Here is a 19,459-nt window from a genome sequence, read left to right as displayed (position 1 = left end):
CCCGGCGGAGTCCGCGGGCGCCGTCCCGGGCGGGTGGGGGGCGGTCAGGCGTGGCGGGAGCGGCCGGTCGTGGTGCGGTGGAGCAGGGCGGGGGAGCGTGCGCCCCGCCGGGCGGCGGACCGGCCGGTGCGGCCAGGACCGGTGCCGGGGCGTCCGCGGACCGCGGCGAACCGGGCGCACCAGCCCGAGCACGAGCAGCCGGGCCGGGCGCAGCGGCCGGTGACGGCGCGGCGCTTCGGGGCCGCCATCGGCACCGGGCCGCACGCCGCCGAGTCGAGCCTCAATACGGTGCCGTTGCGTTTCCGAGTGTTCACCGGGCGAACGTACCCCGCCTTCCGGAACGGGGGAAAGGGATTTTCCGGCCCCGGCCGGGAGCCCCGGGGCGGGGTGGGGCCCCGGCCTCTCGACGGTGGTGGGCATGGGGCGGGTGGGGCTGGGGGAGTGTCGTGGGAGTGGGGTAAAACTGGGCGAAGTTCGTATATCCCCCGACAAGTGAAGACAGGATCCCCCGTGTCCCTGAAACCCCTGACCCGGAATCCGCGCGCGGCGCTGTGCGCGGCGGTGGTCGCGGCGACGGCCCTGACCGGATGCGCCCCCGCCGAGAACCTCCTCAACGACGTCGTCCGGGACGTGACCGGTGTCCCGATCACCCATGACCAGGTCGACCGCGACGACCCGTTCGGCGGCACCGAGGCCGAGGAGTACGGGGAGGGGTTCACCGTCCCCGAGGCGGCCGCGATCGGCGAGTACCCCGCCGACCGGGTCCAGGAGGCCTACGACACCACCGGCGAGCTGCTGGAGGCGGTCTACCTGGACCGGGAATCCGTCTTCGGCGGTGACGACATGCGCTTCCGGTCCCTGCTGAGCGGGCAGGCGATGGACTGGTACGAGAAGTACCACGGGCACGAGGACCCCGCGCTCGACAGCCGCTCCCTGCTCTTCCACCTCACGCCCGGGACCGCCGAGCCCATCGGCGACGTGGTCAAGGTGGACGGCCGGATGTGGGCGGAGACCGCCGAGGACCAGTACGGGATGCCGTACCTGGCGGTGCGCACCGAGTACACCGTCGTCCACCCCGTCGCCCGGCCGGGCGAGGAGGTGTCGGTGCGCCTGGTCACCTCGCACTACGGGGAGGTGTCCTTCTACGACGTCGGCGGCCGCTGGGAGGCCTGGCCGAACTGGTGGCGCTCGGCCGGCCCGGTGCACTGCGTGTGGGACGAGTACACCTTCACGCCCGCCTACTCCGACGAGATGCCCGAGGGCGAGCGCCCCGAGGGCTGGATCGAGGACGACCCCTACGACCTGGAGTCCGCTCGCGACATGGGCGAGGAGGAGTGCGGGGCCATCGGCGCGACCTGACGCCCCCGCCCCGTGACCCGCGGCCCGCCCGGCGACCCCCGCCGGGCGGGCCGCCGTCCGTTGACGGGGGTCCCATCCGTCACCGGGGCCGGGCCGGAAACGGGGGAGCGGGGGTGACCGGGAACCCCTCGGGTGGGCGTCGCGCCGCGGCCGGTAATGCGGCATTGGTGTTCCTTGCGGCTTTTGTGGGAGTGGCGGATCGCGGCTTTATGTCGCGATCTTCCCATGTGCGTGAGACATGGGTCACGGAAATAAAGTCCGGGGTTTCTTTTAAGGGACTTCGTACTTTTGTGTTATCGGATCACCGCTGATCGCGGTTCGTCGGGAAAATTCCCCGTTCGCTTGCGGGGCCGGTGGCGGCGCCTCTAGCGTGGGCAGCGCTTTCGCGGTCGGGGGACGCATTCGCATGCCGCTTCCGGTCCGCGTCCGGCGACCGAATCGAACCTTTTCCCACCTTGTTCCGGGGTCCCTTTCAGCGGGTGCGGAACGGGGACCCTCACACGACACAGGAGAGAGACGGCCGATGTCGACCGAAGCCCCCGAGGTGCGTAGCGGTCAGCAGAAGAGCCTGAGCACCGCCGCCGCGCGGAATCTGGCCACCACCACCAAATCCGCCCCGCAGATGCAGGGCAAGAGCTCCCGCTGGGTGCTCAAGACCCTGCCCTGGGTGCAGACCGAGGGCGGCGTCTACCGGGTCAACCGCCGACTGACCTACACCGTGGGCGACGGCCGCATCGAGTTCCAGCAGACCGGCTCGCAGGTCCAGGTGATCCCCCGCGAACTCGGCGAGCTGGCGCTGCTGCGCGGCTTCGAGGACGAGGAGGTGCTCACCGACCTCGCCGGCCGCTTCGAGCAGCAGGAGTTCGAGCCCGGCCAGGTCCTGGTCTCCGAGGGCGACCCGGTGGACCGCCTGTACCTCATCGTGCACGGCCGGATCAGCCGCATCGCCACCGGCCGCTACGGCAGCGCCGACCGCCTGGGCGTGCTCGCCGACGGCGAGCAGTTCGGCGAGTCCCACCTGGTGGCGGAGGACCCGGTGTGGGACTCCACCTACCGGGCCGACACCGCCGGCGTGCTGCTCTCGCTCACCCGCCGCGACTTCGCCGAGGCGGTGGACCGCTCCGAGGCGCTGAGCTTCCACGTGCAGATGTTCGGGGCCCTGCCGGAGCAGCGCCAGAACAAGTACGGCGAGGCCGAGATCGAGCTGGCCTCGGGCCACGACGGCGAGTTCGAGCTGCCGCAGACCTTCGTCGACTACGAGCTCAAGCCCCGCGAGTACGAGCTCAGCGTCGCCCAGACGGTCCTGCGCATCCACAGCCGGGTCGCCGACCTCTACAACAAGCCGATGAACCAGACCGAGCACCAGCTCCGCCTGACCATCGAGGCGCTGCGCGAGCGCCAGGAGCACGAGCTGGTCAACAACGAGGACTTCGGCCTGCTCCGCAACGCCGACTTCGGCCAGCGCATCCAGGCCCAGGACGGTCCGCCCACCCCGGACGACCTGGACGACCTCATCACCATGCGGCGCAACACCCAGTTCCTGTACGCGCACCCCAAGGCGATCGCGGCGTTCGCCAAGGAGTGCAACAAGCGCGGCCTGTCCCTGGATACCGCCGAGATCAACGGCAACCGGGTGCCTGCCTGGCGCGGTATCCCGCTGCTGCCCTGCGGCAAGATCCCCGTCACCGAGCACCGGACCTCCTCGATCATCGCGGTGCGCACCGGCGAGGACAACGAGGGCGTCATCGGCCTGCACCAGACCGGGCTGCCCGACGAGGTGGAGCCGGGGCTCAGCGCGCGGTTCATGGGGATCGATGACAAGGCCGTCATCTCCTACCTGGTCAGCACCTACTACTCGGCCGCGATCCTGGTGCCCGACGCCGTCGGGATCCTGGAGAACATCGAGGTCAGGCCGCGTGCCTGACGCATCGCCGACACGATCGGCGGCGGTGCCGGGCCCACCGGCACCGCCGCGGACGACACCGACGAAGGAGGGGTGACACGGTGTCCTCGCTGTCCAGGCTGTTCGCTGCTCCCGCCGCGTCCGAGATCGCGGCGCTGGTGGACGCGGTGCTGCGCGATCCCCGGCGCCCCGGTCCGGCCGAGCTGCCGGTGCGGGCCCCCGCCCCGGCGGGCCCGGGGGCCGGAGTCGGAACCCCGTCCCTGCCGGTCCACCCGCCGGGCCTGCGCCCGGCGGGGTCCTCCGGCGCGGTCGCCTCCGCTCCCGCGGTCCCCGCGACCCCCGCCGACCCCGGGACCCGGGTGGCGGGCGGGGAGGCCGACCCCGTGCCGGTCCTGTACTGCCCCCCGGCGGTGCGCGACGACCCGGCGCTGGGCGACGAGGTGGACGACCGGCTCGTTGAGTGGGCCGAGGAGGTCGGCGTCTACCCCGGCCAGCTCGACCGGGTGCGGGCCGCCGGGTTCGGGCGGCTCATCATGCTCGCCCACCCCGAGACCGACGACCCCGACCGCCTGCTGGCCGCAGCCAAGTGCGCCCTGGCCGAGTGGTCGGTGGACGACCACTACGTGGACGGGGAGGTCGAGGAGGCCCGGCACGACCTGCTCGGGCAGCGCCTGGCCATCGCCCACTCGGTGATCGACCAGGCCCACCTGCCGCGCCGCTACGCGCCCGTCCTGGAGCGGGTGGTACAGGCCGACCCGGTCGCGGTGGCGCTGCGCTCCAGCATCGACAACCTGGCCCGGTACGCCACCTGGCAGCAGGTGCGCAGGCTCCGGCACGAGCTGGCCATCATGTTCGTCGCCTACAACCAGGAGGGCGTCTGGTACACCAGCGGGCAGCGCCCGCCGGTGTGGGAGTTCCTCATGCACCGGCACGAGAACAGCTTCGTGCCCTGCATGGCCCTCATCGACCCGGTGGCCGGCTACGAGCTGCCCGCCGAGCAGTTCGGCCGCCCCGAGGTCCGGCGGGCGTTGACCCTGGCCGGATCGGCCAGCGTCATCGTCAACGACCTCTACTCCATGGGCAAGGAGGACGTCGACGACTTCAGCCTGCCCCGGCTCATCGAGACCGAGGACGGCTGCACGGCCCGCGAGGCGATGGTGCGCACCGTCGAGATCCACGATGAGCTCATGCACACCTTCGAGGCGGAGGCCGCCGCCCTGGCCGCCACCGGCCCGCCCGAGCTCGGCCGGTTCCTGTGGGGCCTGTGGGCCTGGATGGGCGGCAGCCGCGAATGGCACGCCAGCAGCGCCCGCTACCACCGGCCCGCCGAGACCGTCCAGGCCTGACGGCCGGCACGGGCCCCCGAACGCAACGCACACCCTTCCGGCACGCGCGCTTTCCGCGTGCCCGCGGGGCGCCGCCCCGCACCATCACGACGACAAGGAGTTCCCTCCCGATGACCGACACCATGCCCGCGCCTTCGGCCGCACCCTCGGAGAAGGTCCTGCGCACCGCCTACCAGGAGTCGGTGGCCGCCTACTGGAACGCCGAGCAGGACCCGGTCAACATCCGCCTCGGCGAGGTCGACGGCCTCTTCCACCACCACTACGGGGTGGGGGACTACGACCCCTCCGTCCTGGAGGGCCCGGAGGAGACCCGGGACCGGCGCATCATCGAGGAGATGCACCGCCTGGAGACGGCCCAGGCCGACCTGCTGCTGGACCACCTGGGCCCGCTCGGCCCCCAGGACCGGATCATGGACACCGGGTCCGGGCGCGGCGGGACGAGCTTCATGGCCAACGCCCGGTTCGGCTGCAGCGTGGACGGGATCAGCATCTCCCAGAAGCAGGTGGACTTCGCCAACGCCCAGGCCCGCGAGCGCGGGGTGGACGACAAGGTGAGCTTCCACTTCCGCAACATGCTCGACACCGGCTTCGAGACCGGCTCGCTCAGCGCCAGCTGGAACAACGAGTCCACCATGTACGTGGACCTGTTCGAGCTCTTCGCCGAGCACGCCCGCCTGCTCAGGCACGGCGGCCGCTACGTGACCATCACGGGCTGCTACAACGACGTGACCGGCGGCCGCTCCAAGGCGGTCAGCCGCATCGACGAGCACTACACCTGCAACATCCACCCGCGCAGCCACTACTTCAAGGCCATGGCGGCCAACGGGCTGGTCCCCATCTCCGTGGTGGACCTGACCGACGCCACCATCCCCTACTGGGAGCTGCGGCAGCGCTCCTCCGTCGCCACGGGCGTCGAGGAGCCCTTCCTGACGGCCTACCGCGAGCGCAGCTTCCACTACCTGCTCATCGCGGCCGACCGCATCTGAGGCCTCCGGGCCGCGGGGCCGCCGCCCCCGGCCCGGACGCCGTGCTTCCCGGAGCGGCCCGGTCCGCCCCGGGGAGACCGCGCCCCGGACCCCGGCGCACGCCGTGCCCGCCTCAGGCGGGCACGGTCCCCCGCATCCGCACCGAACCCGAGGACGGCGATGTCCCACTCCCTGAGCACGAGTACGAGCACCGCGGCGCCCGAGCGCCCCGCCCCGGCACCCGGGCAGGAACCGATCCTGCTGGAGCTGGTGGACGAGAACGGGGTCACCACCGGCATCGCGGAGAAGCTGTCGGCCCACCGCGCGCCGGGCGTCCTGCACCGGGCGTTCTCCGTCTTCCTCGTGGACGGGGAGGGCCGCCTGCTGCTGCAGCGGCGCGCCCGCGGCAAGTACCACTCGCCGGGGGTGCTCACCAACACCTGCTGCGGCCACCCCTACCCGCAGGAACGGCCGCTGATCGCGGCGCTGCGCCGGGTGGGCGAGGAGCTGGGGGTGGCGCCCGCCCTGCTGCGCGAGGCGGGGACGGTGGCCTACCGCCACCCCGACCCGGCGTCGGGCCTGGTGGAGCACGAGTTCAACCACCTCTTCGTGGGGCGCCTGGACCTGCCGGCCGACCCCGACCCCGACGAGGTCGAGGAGGTCCTCGCGGTGGGCCCCGCGGAGCTGGAGCGCCTGCGCGCCGCGGAGCCGTTCTCGGCGTGGTTCACCACGGTCTGGGACGCGGCCCGACCGCAGGTCCGCGAGCTGGCGCCCGGGGCGGGCTGGTAGACCCGTCCGGCGGCTCCGCGCCGCCACGGTGCCACCGCGTCACGCTGCCGTGCCGCCACGGCGCCGCGGTGCCATCGCACCGTGGCACCGCGGCACCGCGGCCGCGTCAGGAGGCGAGCCGGGAGAGCACGGGCGGCAGCGGGCCGGTGTGCGCGACGGCGAGGCGGCGGGTGGCGCGGGTCAGGGCGACGTACAGGTCGTTGGCACCGCGCGGTGCCGCCAGCAGGGCGTCGGGGTCCACGACCACCACGGCGTCGAACTCCAGCCCCTTGGACTCGGTGGCGGTCAGCGCCACCACGTCGTGCTCCAGGTCCCGGGCCCCGGCGGCCCCGGGCAGGGCGGCCCGCACCGCCCCGATACGCGCGTCGGCCGTGATCACCGCGACCTTGCCCTCGCCGATCTCCGCGCGCTCGGCCGCCACCAGGCCGGCCAGGCCCGCGAGGCCGGCGGGCAGCGGTACGGCGCGCGGCGGGGCGCCGTCCTCGCGCACCGACTCCAGGGGCTCCTCGTCCGGCGCGGCGGCGCGCAGCACGTCGGCGGCCACGGCCATGATCGGCGCGGGCGTGCGGTAGTTCACCCGCAGCCGCTCCACGTGCACCTTGCCCGGGGCGTACGGCTCCAGGACACCGGTCCAGGAGGCGGCGCCCGCGGCGCTGCCGGTCTGGGCGAGGTCGCCCACGACGGTGAGGGAGCGGGTGGGCACCCGGCGCATCACCGTGCGCCAGGCCATCGGCGACAGCTCCTGGGCCTCGTCGACGATGACGTGCCCGTAGGTCCACTCGCGGTCGCCGCCGGCGCGTTCGGCCGTGGTGAGGCCGGGGCCGCGGTCGCGGTGCCGCTCGGCCAGGTCGGCGGCGCTCATCATCCCGTCCTCGAACAGGCCGGTGAACTCCAGCACGCCCTGGGCGTAGCGCTCCTCCTCGGCGCGCTCGGCGGCGGCGCGGCGCTCCCGGGCCCGGCGGCCGGAGTCGTCGCGGCCCAGCAGCTCGGCGGCCTCGTCGAGCAGCGGCACGTCCTCGACGGTCCAGTCCGCGGCGCCCCCGTCCGCGGGCCGGTGCAGCAGGGCGGCCTCGGCGGGGGAGTACCCGGCCTGCCCGCCCACCCGGGCCAGCGCCTCGGCGTCGGCGAACAGCTCCCGCAGCAGCCGCCGCGGGGACAGGAGCGGCCACAGCGCGTCCAGGGCGTCGCGCACCGGGTCCTCGGCCCACAGACGCTCGCCGACGTAGCGCACGTCCTCCTCCGGCAGCGCGCGCCCCAGCAGCGCGGCCTCGGCGCGGGCGAGCTCGGCCAGCAGCGCGTTGACGGCGTACTTGCGGGCGACGTTGTGCCCCAGGCGCAGGCCGCGCGCGGTGCGCACGATGCGCTCGCAGGCCTCCCCGGGCACGGTCAGCACCCCGGCGTCGGCCTCCACCAGGAGGTCGTCGGAGCCGAACGCCTCGCGCGGGGTGCGCTGGCGGTCCCGGACCGCGGCGCGGACCAGGGCGGTGACGCGGGTGTCGCCCTTGAGGGCGGCGACCCGGTAGGGGTCGTGCCGGGTCGCGGAGACCCCGGGGAAAAGGTCGCCGACCGTGCGCAGGACCGCGTCGGTCTCGCCCAGGGAGGGCAGGACGTCGCCGATGTAGCGCAGGAACGCCGGGTTGGGCCCCACCACCAGGACGCCGCGCCGCTCCAGGACGTCGCGGTGGGTGTAGAGCAGGTAGGCGGCGCGGTGCAGGGCGGCGACGGTCTTGCCGGTCCCGGGACCGCCCTGGACCACGAGCACGCCGTCGAGCCGGGCCCGGATCACCCGGTCCTGCTCGGTCTGGATGGTGGCGACGATGTCGCCCATGCGCCCGGTGCGGCCGCCGCCCAGCGCGGCCAGCAGGGCGGCCTCGCCGACGAGCTGGCGGCGGTCGGCGTCGCCGAGCCCGTCGAGGTCGAACACCTCGTCGTCCAGCCCGGTCACCCGGCGGCGGCGCACCCGCAGGTGGCGGCGGCGGGTCACCCCGTTCGGGTCGCCGGGGGTGGCGGCGTAGAAGGGGCGGGCGGCCGGGGCCCGCCAGTCCACGAGGATGGTCTCGTAGTCGGCGTCGCGCAGGCCGATCCGCCCGATGTAGCGGGCCTCGGGGCCGTCGTCGTGCACGAGGTCGATCCGGCCGAAGCACAGGCCCTCCTCGACCGCTCCCAGGCGGGCGCGCTCCCGGGCGTGCTCGAAGGTGCGGGTCTCGCGCTCCACCAGGGCGGCGAACCCGCTGCGGTCCTGCAGCTGGGCGTCGGAGAGCCGCAGCTCGGTGCGGGCGCGCAGTTCGTCCAGCCGCTCGTACATCGCGGTGACCCGGGCCTGCTCGGCGGCCAGGGCCTCCCGTTCGGGCGACCGGGCTTCGGGAGCGGATTGACTCACTGGTCTCCTCGTGGTAAGATCAGCGTTGATATCAAGACTGATGTCAGGTATTCATCGGGCAGAGCCCCTCACCATAGCACGCCGACCCCGGGCGTGCCACCCGCGCTCCGCCGCCCGCGACGCGTTCCGGCGGATTTCCCCGAAGGCCTCCCCAGCGGTCCGCGCGCCCGCTACACTCTGCCCCATGCGAAACACCTCCGTTCAGGCCCAGTGGTGGCGCCGCTCCTAGGCGGCGCCCACGTTTCGCGTATCTCTCGCAGCGACCGCCCCGGACCGGCGGTCGTTCTCCTTTCGCGGCCCCGGCCGGTGCAGCCCACCCCGACCGACCAGCGCCCGAAGGACCGGCCGTGACACCCAGCGACGCACAGACCACCACGTACCGCACCCGGGGCGGCGTGACCGTCCACCGCCAGGCCACCCCCTGCGACCCCGAGGTCCTCACCGACCTCGTCCGCGACGTCGAGACCCGCCGCGGCGGCGTGCTGTCCTCCGGCATGGAGTACCCGGGCCGGTACGACCGCTGGCACCTGGGGTACGTGGACCCCTGTCTGGAGCTGACCGCCCGCGGGCGCCGGGTCACCGCCACCGCCCTCAACGACCGCGGCCGCGTGCTGCTCCCCGTCGTCGCCGGCGCGCTGGAGCCCACCGGCGTCGACTTCGAGAGCGGTCCCGCGCACGCCGCGGTCACCGTCCCCGAGCCCGACCCGGGCGTGTTCTTCACCGAGGAGGAGCGCAGCCGCCGCCCCAGCGTCTTCACCGCGTTGCGCGCCGTCATCGACGCCCTCAGCGCTCCGGAGGACCCCAACCTGGGGCTGTACGGAGCCTTCGGCTACGACCTGGCCTTCCAGTTCGAGCCCATCGAGCGGCACATCGACCGCGACCCCGCCGACCGCGACCTCGTCCTGCACCTGCCCGACGCGATCGTCGTGCGCGACCGCAAGCGCGAGACGTGCGTCCGCTACACCTACGACTTCGCCGTCCCGGCCGCCGGCGGCCGGGACGCGGCCGACACCCGGGGCCTGCCCCGCGAGACCGAGCCGACCCCGCCGGTGGTCGCCGCCGAGGTGCCCGACGGGCCCGAGCCCGGCTCCTACGCCGCCGTGGTGGCCCGCGCCAAGGAGAAGTTCCGCCGCGGCGACCTCTTCGAGGTCGTCCCCGGGCACCGCACCTACGCCCGCTGCTCCTCGCCCGCCCGCTTCTACGAGCAGCTGCGCGAGCGCAACCCCGCACCGTACGAGTTCTTCTTCAACCTGGGCGAGGGCGAGTACCTGGTCGGCGCCTCCCCGGAGATGTTCGTGCGGGTCAGCGGCGAGCCGGGCCGGGGGCAGCGGGTGGAGACCTGCCCCATCTCCGGCACCATCCGCCGCGGCGAGGACGCCCTGGGCGACGCCGAGAACATCCAGGAGCTGCTCTCCTCCGTCAAGGAGAAGTCCGAGCTCACCATGTGCACCGACGTCGACCGCAACGACAAGTCGCGGGTGTGCGAGCCGGGCAGCGTCCGGGTCATCGGACGCCGCCAGATCGAGATGTACTCGCGGCTCATCCACACCGTCGACCACATCGAGGGGACGCTGCGCCGGGAGTTCGACGCGCTGGACGCGTTCCTCACCCACATGTGGGCGGTCACGGTGACCGGGGCGCCCAAGACCTGGGCGATGCGGTTCATCGAGCAGAACGAGACCAGCCCGCGCCGCTGGTACGGCGGCGCCGTCGGGGTGATCAACTTCGACGGGTCGATGAACACCGGGCTGACCCTGCGCACCGCGCACATCCGTGACGGGGTCGCGGCCGTGCGGGTGGGGGCCACCCTGCTCTACGACTCCGACCCCGAGGCTGAGGAGCGCGAGACCTTCCTCAAGGCGCGCGCCCTGCTGGAGACCCTGGCGCTGAGCGAGGAGGCCCCGGACGCCGCCGGGGAGTCCGCGGGGCGGGAGGCGGACGCGTCGGCCGAGCGCCCGGGCGAGGGCCTGAAGGTGCTGCTGGTCGACCACGAGGACTCGTTCGTCAACACCCTGGCCGACTACGTGCGCCGCCACGGGGCCGAGGTCACCACGGTCCGCTACGGGTTCGAGCCGGAGCTGCTGGACCGGCTGGCGCCGGACCTGGTGGTGCTCTCGCCCGGGCCGGGGCTGCCCGAGGACTTCGGGATGGCGGCCCTGCTCGACGCGCTGGAGGCCCGCCGCCTGCCGGTGTTCGGGGTGTGCCTGGGCCTCCAGGGCATGGTGGAGCACGCGGGCGGGGAGCTGCGCACCCTGGACGCGCCGGTGCACGGCAAGCCGGGACGGGTCCGCGCGCTGGGCGGGGACCTGGTGGCCGGGCTGGGCGAGGACGGGGTGTTCCAGGCGGCCCGGTACCACTCCACCTACGCACTGCCCGACCAGGTCAAGAACTACCGGGTCACCGCGGTCATCGACGCCGAGGGGGAGGAGCCGGTGGTGATGGCGATCGAGGACCGGGAGAGCCGCCGCTACGCGGTGCAGTTCCACCCGGAGTCGATCCTCACCGCCTCGGTCGGCGAGGAGATCGTGGCCCGGGCGCTGCGCCTGGCCCGCCGCTGACCCGCCGGTGCGCGGCCGGGGCCCCTGCGCGGGTCCCGGCCGCACGCCGGCCCGCGCGGGCGGGCTGCGGGGGCCCGGAACCGGGGTCCGCGGGCGGATCGCGACCGTGGCGCGGCCCACACGGAGCACCGCCCACCAGGCCGGATCCGGTGCGGCACGGGGCCCGCGCGTTCTCCTCGCGGGGACGGCGAGTTTGATCGATTCGTTATCGGTTAGTGGTTGTGCATGGGTATTTTGCTGACAATCCTCGGAATCATCCTTCTCGTCGCCGGCGTCCTCGGGGTGCTGCGGGGCCAGCTCCTGTGGGGCATCATCGCCATCGTGCTCGGCCTCATCCTGACCCCCGGCTACTTCTTCGGCCTCTAGTGCCCGGCGTCCCGTACTCCCGGCGGGGCCGGGAGGTCGCCCCCTCGCGGCCCGCGGACGGTCCGCGGACGGCCCCGGCCCGCCGGGCGTGCGGCCAGCGCCGCCGCGCCCCCGGACGTGTACCCTCGTGGAAGGCTGATCAGCCCCGACCCCGTCACACGCCCCCGTGTTCCCGAACCCCAGGCCACGGCGCTCACGCGTGCCCGCGGGCCGGGGCCATGACACGGGAGGCAGTGCAGTGAAGAGGGTCGAACCACAGGTCCGACTGATCTCGCGTCCGCAACTGGACTACGACGCGATCGCCGACTACCTCAAGGAGGTCGGCGGGGAGTCCTGGCTGGAGCGCTTCGACCGGGGGGACCTGGACGACCACCTCAACGACCCGCAGAACCTCGCCGAGTTCGCCGGGCGGCTGTGCTACCGCTCCTGGGAGCCGGGCCTGAACCCCAACGTCACGCGGGTGCGCACCGACCAGGACGCCTACCTGGGCAACATCCTGGCCAGCCTGCACGGTTCGGTGCTGGAGCACGTGAACTTCGGGTTCGTGCTGCACAACGTGTCGCGCGTCCTGACCCACGAGCTCATCCGGCACCGGCCGGGCGTGGCGATCTCCCAGGAGTCGCTGCGGTTCGTGCGCCTCACGGACCTGCCGTTCTGGTTCCCCGACTGGGCCCAGGACGACCCGGAGCTGATGGAGCGCGCCGAGGCGATGCTGGCGCAGATGGAGGAGTTCCAGCTCTGGATGGCGGACCACTTCGGCCTCGACGACGAGGGTGTGAAGTTCGCGGAGAAGAAGCACAAGACCTCCTTCATGCGCCGGTTCGCCCCCGAGGGCGTGGCCACCGGGCTGGTGTGGACCGCCAACGTGCGCACCCTGCGCCACACCCTGGAGGCCCGCACGGCGCCCGGCGCCGAAGAGGAGATCCGCCTGCTCTTCCACCGGATCGGGGAGACCCTCCAGAAGGAGGCCCCGGCGCTGTTCGGCGACTACACCGTGGAGGACGGCGCCTGGGTGCCGCAGTGGCGCAAGGTCTGACCTCCCGCCGAGAACCACCGCGAAGGCGCGGGGCCGTGCGACGGCCCCGCGCCTTCGCCGTTCTCGCGGGGGGATAGTGGTATACCGTTAACCGTCGGGCTGAGCCGACGGCCGATCTCTCGCGCGGCAACGGCGCCCGCCACCCGGGCCCGCCGCGCCGGACCCGGGAAGGATCCCACGTGACCGCACACCCCAGCACCACGATCTTCCGCGACCTGCGCCCCCTGGGCGGCGACCCCGTCGACCTCGTCGTGGTCGACGGCCGGGTGGCGGCCGGCCCCGCCGACGGGGCGGAGGTGGTCGACTGCGGCGGCCGCGTCGCCCTGCCCACGCTGGTCGACGCGCACATCCACCCGGACAAGACCACCTGGGGCGAGCCCTGGTACTCGCGCCGGCCGGCGCGCGGCATCGCCGAACTCGGGGAGCAGGACGCCGAGGTGTTCGCCACCCTGCCCACCCCCGTCGGGGCGCGCGCCGAGCGCCTGATGGGCCACGCCGTCACCCGGGGCACCCGGGCGATGCGCGCCCACGCCGACATCGCCCCCGCCTACGGGCTGGCCGGGGTCGAGGGCGTCCGGGAGGCCGCGCGGAACCTGGCCCACGCGCTGGACGTCCAGGTCGTCGCGTTCCCCCAGCACGGGGTGCGGCGGGCGCCCGGCACCGCCGAACTGATGGAGGAGGCGCTGCGCACCGGGGCCGCCGACCTCATCGGCGGCATCGACCCCACCGAGTTCGACGAGGACCCCACCGGGCAGCTCGACCTGGTCTTCGGCCTGGCCGACCGGTACGGCGTCGGCGTGGACATCCACCTGCACGAGGGCGGGGAGACCGGGGCGCGCACCCTGTACGCCATCGCCGAACGCACCCGGGCGCTGGGCCTGGGCGGGAAGGTGACGGTCGGCCACGCCTTCGCCGTGCCCCAGGCCGGGGACGGGTTCGACGCGCTGGCCGCCGCCCTGGGCGAGGCGGGGGTCGCCCTGACCACGGTCGCCTCCGACCCCTACCGGGTGCTGCCGGTGGAGCGGCTGCGCGGGCACGGCGTGCTCGTGGGCCTGGGCTCCGACGGGGTCCGCGACGCCTGGAGCCCGTTCGGTGACGCCGACATGCTGCACCGCGCCCACCAGCTGGCCAAGGTCTCCCGGGCCCGTACCGACGAGCAGCTCGACGCGGCCCTGGACACCGCGGCGCACGGCGGAGCGGCCGTGGTGGGCCTGCCCGCGGCGGACTTCACCCCCGGCGCGCCCGCGGACTTCGTCCTGGTGGAGGGCGAGTGCACGCCCCAGGTCGTGGTGGACCTGCCGCCGCGGAACCTGGTGGTGCGCGCGGGCCGCGTGGTGGCCAGGGACGGCGTCCTCGTCTGACCCGGGCGGTGCCCCGCCGGAGCCGCCGGGTCCTCCCCGGAGCCGGGCGCGTGCATGCTCTCCGCCAACGCCGGGTCGGCGGCCCGTCAACCCGTCCCAAGCCCTGACCATCTCTTCCCTGATCTGGGAAAAATGCCGTTTCCCCCGCTCACAGGGGGTAGGGCGGCGGGGTGTGGGGTGGGTCGACGGGCCCGCCCGCCGACCGAAGGGGGAGGACCATGGCAGGCCACCGTGCGGAGAGGTTCGTGGGGCACCACGTGTTGGACGACGAGGGCAACGACATCGGGAAGATCGCCCGGGTGTACCTGGACGACCGCACCGGTGACGCGACCTGGGCCTCCGTCCACACCGGGCTGTTCGGCATGCGGGAGACGCTGGTCCCCCTCCAGGGGGCGCAGCCGGTCCAGGAGGACATCCAGGTCCCCTACGACAAGTCCACCGTCAAGGGCGCTCCGAACATCGACGCCAAGGAGCACATCTCGCCGGAGGAGGAGCAGACGGTCCGCCGGTACTACGAGGAGCACGCGCCCTCGTCCTCGGGCCGGGCCGCGGAGGGCCGGACCACCGAGGGGTGGGCCGCCGAGGGCCGAACCGCCGACACGGCGGGGCGGACCGACACGGCCCCCGAGGGGTGGGCCGAGCCGACCGGGGCCCCGCCCCGCGCGGCCGGGCCCGGCCCCGTCGGCACCGGTGAGCGCGAGGCGTCCGCCGGAGCCGACGAGGAGGTCGTCATCCGCTCCGAGGAGGAGGTCGACATCGGTGTGGAGCGGCGCGAGTCCGGTCAGGCCAGGATGCGCCGCCACGTCGACACCGAGCGGTTCGACGAGGCCGTCCCGGTCTCCCACGAGGAGCTGGAGGTCGAGCGCCGCCCGATCACCGACCCCGCCGACGTCACGGACGCGCACTCCATGGAGGAGGGGGAGGAGACCTTCACCCTCTACGAGGAGCGCCCGGTCGTCTCCAAGCGGCAGGTGCCGGTGGAGGAGATCCACGTGCGCAAGCGCGAGGTGACCCACGAGGAGCACGTCGAGGGCGAGCGTCGCGCCGAGCGGATCGAGTTCGAGGACGAGGACGGCAACCCCGACGGGCGCTGACGCGGTCGGCCGGGGCGCGGACGCCCCGGCGGACCGCGGTGGTGGCTCCGGCACCCCTCCCGGGGGGCCGGGGCCACCTCTAGAGTGGGACGACGCCCCGACGAGAACGAGGACCGTCCCATGCGCACCTTCGAAGCCCTCACCACCGACGACGTGGTGCGGCGGTTCCTGGCCGCCCACCCCGGGACCGACGCCGTCTCGCGGTCGGGCAACGAGTACGTGGAGGGCGTCCTGCGGCTGGCGGGGGAGCAGCGCGGCGGCCGGTGGTACCGGGCCGTCCTGACCGGCGACGACATCGCCGGGATCCTGCTGCCCTGGCACGCCGGCGAGTACGGGGAGCGCGAGCCGGTGCCCCCCGCCGGGGCCACCGTCGCCGAGGCGGCGGCCACCCTGCGGGAGTGGCGCGAGGACTACCACCGCACCAACCCGGACTGCTGGGGCCGGCTGTCCTGGATGGCCGAGGCCCCGCACGGCCCGCTGTTCCTGAGCGACGGCGCGGTCGACCACCCCTACTACGAGCGGATGGAGCGCCGGGAGGGGCTCACCCACCTGGACGGCCTGCACCGCATGCTGGCCTGGACCCTGTGGGAGCGGCTGCCGGACGAGGTGGAGGCCTACGTGGCCGGGTAGCCGGTCAGGCGCAGACGGACGAGAGGGACACGGCCAGGGCGGTACGGCCCGGGCGGTCCATGCCGCGCTCGTCGGCGACGCGGCGGGCGGTGCGGGCCAGTTCGGCCTCGCAGCCGGGGGCCGCCAGACCGGCGCCGGCGTCGGTGAGCGCGCCCACCAGGGCCGGGGTGATCCGGTCCAGGTCGGCCCGGGCGTCGGCCAGGTCCGGCGGCCGCAGCGGACTCCGGTCGGGGTGGGCGTACCAGTCGGCGTGCCTGCCCCGCTGGATCACCTTGTTGGCCTCGATCTGGTCGCGCATGACCGCCAGCGCGACCTCCGGGTCGCCGCCCAGGGCGCGGGCCGACCGCTCGGCCTCGGCCAGCACCGTCGCCTCCCGCTCGGGGGCCTCGACCGGGTCGCCGCTGTGCCACTTGGCGGCCGCCACCAGCTCGGCGGTGGCCAGCCGGTCGGCCGACAGCTCCACCACCGGGGCCAGGAGGGCGGTCACCGGGGGCGCGGCCGTGGCCGAGGCGGCGGTGGCACAGCCCAGGACGAGTGCCGAAGTGACGGTGGCGGCGATGAGACGCACGGTGAACCCCTCGGAAGACGGGAGGTGGACATCCGGAGTGTAACCACATGACCGCGGATTGTTAGGGAAAGCGGCCGATCCGGTTCCGCTTCCCCGGCTCGCGGTCGCCGTGCCCGCCGGGGTGTCATCCCGGCGATCGCCACGAAGGGCACATACAGTCGCACTGTCGGTCACCGGGAGGGGAGTGCCATGCAGGAGGACGTCGGCGCGGAGATCACCGAGGAACCCGTCGAGGGCGACACCGCCCCCGAACCGCGGGGCCGCGAGGCGGCGCCCGGGCGCGGACACACCCTCGTCATCGGGGCGGGCATGGCCGGTCTGTCGGCCGCCGACCGCCTGGCGGAGGCCGGCGAGCGCGTCACCGTCCTGGAGGGCCGGGCCCGCACCGGCGGGCGCATCCACACGTTCCGCGAATGGGACGGCGCCACCCTGGACGCCGGGGCCTCCTGGATGCGCGGCGAGGAGAACAACCCCCTGGCCGACCTGGTCCGCTCCCTGGGGCTGCGCACCGCCGTGTTCAACCGCTCCACGGAGACCGCCTACGACCCCAAGGGCCGCCGGCTGCTCTTCGACCGGCACCGCCGCAACATGGAGGACGTCAACCTCCTGCACGAGCACATGTACTGGGCCAACATCGGCGCGGGCTCCCAGGAGTCCATGGAGCAGGGCATCGACCAGGCCCTCTACGACGCGAACCTGGTGCGCGCCCGCGCCCGCGACGCCAAGGAGATCGTGCACCGCATGGTCGAGGGCGACCACGGCGCCGACGCCGAGGAGGTCTCCTTCGAGGCGGTGGGCGCCCTGCACGAGTTCAGCGGCGACGACGTGGTGTTCCCCGACGGCATGGGCCAGATCACCGACCACCTGGCGCGCGGCCTGGACGTGCGCCTGGAGCACGTGGTCCTGGAGGTGTCCCACGGCGAGGACGGGGTGTCGGTGCGGGTGGACACCCCCGACGGGGAGGAGACCCTCACCGCCGACCGGGTCGTGGTCACCCTGCCCCTGGGCGTGCTCAAGGCCGGCCAGGTGGACTTCCGCCCGGAGCTGCCCGAGGACAAGAGGCTGGCGATCGAGCGGCTGGGCAACGGCCGCCTGGAGAAGCTGTTCCTGCGCTTCGACGAGGTGTTCTGGGGCGACGCCGAGGTGCTCGTGCACCTGGGCACCGAGCACGGCGCCTGGTTCCACTGGTACGCGGGCCAGCGGGTGCTGGGGGTGCCGGTGCTGGTGTCCCGCAACGGCGGCGCCCCGGCGCGGTTCCTGGCGAAGATGTCCGAGGGGGAGGTGGTGGAGCACGCGATGGCGTCGCTGCGCACCATGTTCCGCAAGGCGCCCGACCCGGTGGACCACCACCTCAGCGCCTGGACGGACGATCCCTTCGCGAGGGGCGCGTTCTCCTACACCGCCGTCGGCTCCGGCGACGGGGACCGGGTGGCGCTGCGCGCCTCGGTGGACGACCGGCTGTTCTTCGCCGGCGAGGCCACCGAGATCGAGCACATCGCCACGGTGCACGGCGCGCTGCTGTCGGGACTGCGCGCCGCGGACATGGTCCTGGAGGCCCAGGGCTGAGGCGCGGGCCCGCCGGGGCGGGCCCGCGGCCGGGTCACAGGTCGCGCAGCTCCTGTTCGACCGCCTCGACCTTGCCCTCCAGCGCCCCGGCGACGCCGGGCCGGATGTCGGCCTTGAGCACCAGGGACACCCGGCCGGCGCCCTCGCCCGCGGCCTCGGTGGCGGCCTTGACCACGGCCATCACCTCGTCCCACTCCCCTTCGACCGTGGTGAACATGGCGTCGGTGCGGTTCGGCAGGCCGCTGTCGCGCACGACCTTGACGGCCCTGGCCACCGCCGGGGCGACGGATTCGCCGGTGCCCATGGGGCTGACGGAGAAGGCGACGAGCATGGGGTCCTCCCGGTTTCGCTGTGGTTCTGCTCCGGCCAGCCTCGCAGACGGCCCCGCGCCCCGGCCACACCCGGCGTGCGGGCGCGTCGCCCGGCCGGCGGGCGCGCCGGCGTCCGCCGGGGCGGCCACGTGGGGGAACGCTTCCGGGGCCCGGTTCGTTCGTCCTGGAGGATCACACGGAGCGAAAACGACATATCGGTCAATCGACCTGCAATGCCGCAGGGTACGATGGGCGGGCGATCGCCTGCCGGGCCACAGGGGGAGTGGGGCACCACGGTGGCGGAGAACGACACCTCGGACCGTTATCGTTGGCGTCATGGGGCGATCCGCGGAAGATGGCAGACTCGAGGCGGGGGGCGATGTGGCCAGCCCGGCGGTCAGTGACCGTATCTGGACGGTTCCCAACCTGCTGAGCATGCTGCGGCTGCTGGGCGTCCCGCTCTTCCTGTGGCTCGTCCTGGTGCCGCAGGCCGACTGGTGGGCGCTGGGCGTGCTCGCCTTCGCCGGGCTCAGCGACTGGCTCGACGGCAAGATCGCCCGGGCCTGGAACCAGACCTCCCGGCTGGGCACGGTCCTGGACCCGCTGGCCGACCGCCTCTACATCTTCGCCGCCCTGCTGGGACTGGTCGTGCGCGACATCGTCCCGTGGTGGCTGATGGCCATCCTCGTCCTGCGCGACGTCCTCATCCTCGGCGCCCTGCCGCTGCTGCGGTATTTCGGCTACGGCCCCCTGCCGGTCAACTTCGCCGGCAAGGCCGCCACCCTGTGCCTTCTCTACGCCTTCCCCCTGCTGTTCATCGCGGGTTACGCCAGCGTCGTCGGAGATGTGGCGCAGATTATGGGTTGGGCCTTCGCGCTGTGGGGAACGGCTCTTTATTGGTGGGCCGGACTGCTGTACGCCGTTCAGGGACTGCGCCTGATCGCCCAGACCCGCCGTGACGAACGCGTCGATCTCACCGACGGTCACCGTGCCGCCGAGGACGGCGACCCCGGTCGCGGCCTCGACCCGGGTCGTTCCGATCCGGCCACGCAGGCGACCGCCGACGGCGACCCCGGCGCGGACGTCGACGGCCTCGGCCTGCCAGGCCGGGAACAGGGGCGGACGGGCACCTGATCCACCGACGGACCGGCTCACCGAGAGTCCTGTCGGAACGAAAGGGAGTGTCGTCTCCACCATGAGAACATGTCCCACCGCGCGGTCGTCCGC

General features: G+C 73.9%; 17 protein-coding genes. 13 read left to right on the top strand and 4 right to left on the bottom strand.

Annotation, left to right across the window (positions count from 1 at the left end; translation table 11 throughout):
• Window positions 1-44: 44 nt before the first annotated feature.
• On the bottom strand, window positions 45-314 hold the full coding sequence (locus KGD84_RS21390; protein ID WP_220562161.1) for a hypothetical protein: 270 nt from the start codon (window positions 312-314) through the stop codon (window positions 45-47).
• A 196-nt stretch (window positions 315-510) separates the two neighbouring features.
• Here KGD84_RS21390 and KGD84_RS21385 point away from each other — a divergent pair, with 196 nt between their 5' ends.
• From KGD84_RS21385 to idi, 5 genes are all read left to right on the top strand, one after another.
• Window positions 511-1,359: a hypothetical protein gene (locus KGD84_RS21385; RefSeq protein WP_255646726.1), complete on the top strand. Its 849-nt coding sequence runs from the start codon at window positions 511-513 to the stop codon at window positions 1,357-1,359.
• A gap of 523 nt (window positions 1,360-1,882) precedes the next feature.
• Entirely contained in the window at window positions 1,883-3,283 is a 1,401-nt protein-coding gene (locus KGD84_RS21380; protein WP_220562160.1) for a family 2B encapsulin nanocompartment shell protein, read from the top strand.
• Between the two features lie 80 nt (window positions 3,284-3,363).
• On the top strand, window positions 3,364-4,608 hold the full coding sequence (locus KGD84_RS21375) for a family 2 encapsulin nanocompartment cargo protein terpene cyclase (protein ID WP_220562159.1): 1,245 nt from the start codon (window positions 3,364-3,366) through the stop codon (window positions 4,606-4,608).
• Between the two features lie 110 nt (window positions 4,609-4,718).
• Entirely contained in the window at window positions 4,719-5,594 is an 876-nt protein-coding gene (locus KGD84_RS21370) for a geranyl diphosphate 2-C-methyltransferase (protein ID WP_220562158.1), read from the top strand.
• 159 nt (window positions 5,595-5,753) lie between these two features.
• A complete protein-coding gene (gene idi, locus KGD84_RS21365; protein ID WP_220562157.1) occupies window positions 5,754-6,362 on the top strand; it encodes an isopentenyl-diphosphate Delta-isomerase in 609 nt (202 codons plus the stop codon).
• A 106-nt stretch (window positions 6,363-6,468) separates the two neighbouring features.
• Here the strand turns inward: idi and KGD84_RS21360 are convergent, their stop codons facing one another.
• Window positions 6,469-8,742, bottom strand: a complete 2,274-nt coding sequence (locus tag KGD84_RS21360; protein WP_255646725.1) for a HelD family protein — start codon at window positions 8,740-8,742, stop codon at window positions 6,469-6,471.
• A gap of 347 nt (window positions 8,743-9,089) precedes the next feature.
• Here KGD84_RS21360 and KGD84_RS21355 point away from each other — a divergent pair, with 347 nt between their 5' ends.
• The 6 genes from KGD84_RS21355 (at window position 9,090) to KGD84_RS21330 (ending at window position 15,787) form a co-directional block, all read left to right on the top strand.
• Window positions 9,090-11,300 carry an anthranilate synthase component I gene (locus tag KGD84_RS21355; RefSeq protein WP_220562156.1) on the top strand — a complete coding sequence of 737 codons (2,211 nt, stop codon included), beginning with the start codon at window positions 9,090-9,092 and terminating at the stop codon, window positions 11,298-11,300.
• Window positions 11,301-11,525: 225 nt separating this feature from the next.
• Window positions 11,526-11,666 carry a GPGG-motif small membrane protein gene (locus KGD84_RS21350; RefSeq protein ID WP_220562155.1) on the top strand — a complete coding sequence of 47 codons (141 nt, stop codon included), beginning with the start codon at window positions 11,526-11,528 and terminating at the stop codon, window positions 11,664-11,666.
• A 238-nt stretch (window positions 11,667-11,904) separates the two neighbouring features.
• Window positions 11,905-12,702, top strand: coding sequence for an FAD-dependent thymidylate synthase (gene thyX / locus KGD84_RS21345; protein ID WP_220562154.1), 798 nt, complete (start codon window positions 11,905-11,907; stop codon window positions 12,700-12,702).
• Between the two features lie 179 nt (window positions 12,703-12,881).
• A complete protein-coding gene (locus KGD84_RS21340) occupies window positions 12,882-14,063 on the top strand; it encodes an amidohydrolase (RefSeq protein ID WP_220562153.1) in 1,182 nt (393 codons plus the stop codon).
• Window positions 14,064-14,281: 218 nt separating this feature from the next.
• Window positions 14,282-15,157, top strand: a complete 876-nt coding sequence (locus tag KGD84_RS21335) for a DUF2382 domain-containing protein (RefSeq protein ID WP_220562152.1) — start codon at window positions 14,282-14,284, stop codon at window positions 15,155-15,157.
• Window positions 15,158-15,277: 120 nt separating this feature from the next.
• Window positions 15,278-15,787 (top strand): DUF6309 family protein, encoded by a 510-nt coding sequence (locus KGD84_RS21330; RefSeq protein ID WP_220562151.1) that lies wholly within the window; start codon window positions 15,278-15,280, stop codon window positions 15,785-15,787.
• A 4-nt stretch (window positions 15,788-15,791) separates the two neighbouring features.
• Here KGD84_RS21330 and aroQ read toward each other — a convergent pair whose 3' ends face one another.
• Window positions 15,792-16,355, bottom strand: coding sequence for a gamma subclass chorismate mutase AroQ (gene aroQ / locus KGD84_RS21325; protein WP_255646724.1), 564 nt, complete (start codon window positions 16,353-16,355; stop codon window positions 15,792-15,794).
• A gap of 189 nt (window positions 16,356-16,544) precedes the next feature.
• Between aroQ and KGD84_RS21320 the strand changes: the two genes are divergently transcribed.
• The gene (locus KGD84_RS21320) at window positions 16,545-17,921 is read left to right on the top strand and encodes a flavin monoamine oxidase family protein (protein WP_220562150.1); all 1,377 of its coding nucleotides are present in this window, start codon (window positions 16,545-16,547) and stop codon (window positions 17,919-17,921) included.
• 34 nt (window positions 17,922-17,955) lie between these two features.
• Here KGD84_RS21320 and KGD84_RS21315 read toward each other — a convergent pair whose 3' ends face one another.
• A complete protein-coding gene (locus KGD84_RS21315; protein WP_220562149.1) occupies window positions 17,956-18,252 on the bottom strand; it encodes an MTH1187 family thiamine-binding protein in 297 nt (98 codons plus the stop codon).
• Window positions 18,253-18,613: 361 nt separating this feature from the next.
• Here KGD84_RS21315 and clsA point away from each other — a divergent pair, with 361 nt between their 5' ends.
• Window positions 18,614-19,366, top strand: a complete 753-nt coding sequence (clsA, locus tag KGD84_RS21310; protein WP_220565899.1) for a cardiolipin synthase ClsA — start codon at window positions 18,614-18,616, stop codon at window positions 19,364-19,366.
• The last annotated feature ends 93 nt before the right edge of the window (window positions 19,367-19,459 follow it).

This window comes from Nocardiopsis changdeensis (genome assembly GCF_018316655.1).
Classification (GTDB): Bacteria; Actinomycetota; Actinomycetes; order Streptosporangiales; family Streptosporangiaceae; genus Nocardiopsis; species Nocardiopsis changdeensis.
The sequence above is the reverse complement of the archived record's forward strand: the minus strand, read 5'-3'. Positions and strand labels throughout refer to the sequence as shown.